General features: G+C 38.8%; 2 protein-coding genes. Both read left to right on the top strand.

Features of this window, described 5'->3' with window-relative positions; genetic code table 11:
- Positions 1-24 precede the first annotated feature (24 nt).
- Positions 25-1,326 (top strand): IS4 family transposase, encoded by a 1,302-nt coding sequence (locus H6G41_RS34475; protein WP_190752881.1) that lies wholly within the window; start codon positions 25-27, stop codon positions 1,324-1,326.
- Positions 1,327-1,409: 83 nt separating this feature from the next.
- Positions 1,410-1,811 carry a hypothetical protein gene (locus H6G41_RS34470; protein ID WP_190752880.1) on the top strand — a complete coding sequence of 134 codons (402 nt, stop codon included), beginning with the start codon at positions 1,410-1,412 and terminating at the stop codon, positions 1,809-1,811.
- Positions 1,812-1,874 lie beyond the last annotated feature (63 nt).

Here is a 1,874-nt window from a genome sequence, read left to right as displayed (position 1 = left end):
AAATATGGTCAGCCTCTATCACAAATATTTAAAAGCGCTAGTGACCTAAAACGTGGTTACGAATTCTTCTCTAACCCCAAAACAACTTTTGAGAAATTGACCCAGCCATCTTTTAAACAGACTTCTCAGCAGATTTATGGCATACCAATAGTATTAGCTGTAGGTGATACAACTTATCTTGATTATAAAAAAATATTAGAAAAAAGAGATGATTATGGGCCTACAGGTAATGGTGGGAATGGACTAATTTTACATAGTTCTTTAGCACTAGACCCAGACTTTGGTCAGCCACTAGGACTATTATGGGAGAAATTGTGGCATCGACAGCACAAAGCATCTCCACCACCAGGAGAAACATCTACGGCAAAAAAAAAGCGATTAAAGAAAGAACGTTTAATCGCCAAAAATAGAGCTTTTAAAGAGAAAGAATCTTATCGATGGGTTGAAGCTTTTCAGAAAGTAAACAAATTATTTAAAAATTTAGAAATGCCTGATGGTGGATTACTCACAAGAGTGATTCATGTTTTTGACCGTGAAGGAGATATTGCAGAAGTATTTGCACTTCAACGTAAAAATAAAAATACAGGTGTAGTTGTTAGAGCCGCTCACAATCGTTGTTTATCGGGAGAAAACTCTTATTTATGGGAGTATGTAGTATCCCAGTCAGTGCAGTTTATCAAAGAGGTAGAATTACCTGAAACTAAAAAGCGCTCTAAAAGAACTGCCACCTTGGAGATCAGGTATTGTCCAGTATCAATAAATCCTCCTTCTCGATTAAAAAAGTCAGGCAATTTTAACGTTTACGCGCTTTTTGCAACAGAGATTAATGTGCCAGATGGATGTGAGCCAATTACGTGGATGCTACTGACAAGCGAGTTAATAACAACACAGGCAGAAGCATCTCAAATTCTGCGATGGTATACGTATCGCTGGCGGATAGAAGAGTATCACAAAATACTAAAATCTGGCTGTAAAGCAGAAAGTTACCGCTTGGCGGGTGAGAGTATGTCAACAATGTTAGGTTTTTTAACAGTGATTGCGGCACAATTACTGCGAATGACTTATTTACATCGGAATTCTCCCCACAGTTCGGCAGAATTGGTGTTAACAAAAATACAAATGGATGTGCTACTTGCTAGTACTCCACCCAAACAAAAAAAGCTCCTACAGCTTACCGTTGACTGGGCAATTAGAGCAATTGCACGTCTTGGAGGTTACTTGGAACACAGGAAGAATAGCCCCATTGGGATACAAGTTTTGTGGCGAGGTTGGTTGGAATTAGAAACCTTGTGCCAAGGTTGGTTGTTGCATGAAAATCTAAAATGAATATATTGATTTTAGTTACTCGCCTTTATTAGAGAGGAATATGGTTCGCGACAACCAGTCGCGAATCGCGTCATGTTAATTTTATGCCGAAAGACCGAAAAACTATAGCCCAAGAGGATTTACAATCGCGTATAGACAAAGTTATTGATATGTTGGAGCGTCTTGAATTTGAAGTCGCTGCCATACACAATTCAATGCCTGTTGCGCCACCTAGTTGTAGAATAGCTCGTTACCTAGCAAAGGGGCGTAAAGAATTTTATTGGTACTATAAACTACATGCTACAACACCAATATTTCCGACTCAGAGCGATGGCAAGCTTTCCAAGTACAAGCATTTAGGTAAGGCTGGTAGTCAAGCTTACATAGATGCCATTGAACAAATTACTGCAAGGACTAAAATTGAAGCTTTAGATCGTTCAATTGAGGCTCTCAGACAGGGTTTAAAAGATTTAGTCGAAGAAACTTCCAAATATAATAAAGAATAGGAAGTGGTTCGCGATAATCTATCGCGAACCACTCTTTCTTTTCCACATCCCGTGAAAAGTCAG

It is taken from the genome of Tolypothrix sp. FACHB-123, from assembly GCF_014697075.1.
Classification (GTDB): domain Bacteria; phylum Cyanobacteriota; class Cyanobacteriia; order Cyanobacteriales; family Nostocaceae; genus Aulosira.
The sequence above is the reverse complement of the archived record's forward strand: the minus strand, read 5'-3'. Positions and strand labels throughout refer to the sequence as shown.

Bases quoted from the DNA above. Each gene is read 5' to 3' on its own strand.
- H6G41_RS34470 (WP_190752880.1), top strand. From the start codon at position 1,410: ATGCCGAAAGACCGAAAAACTATAGCCCAAGAGGATTTACAATCGCGT.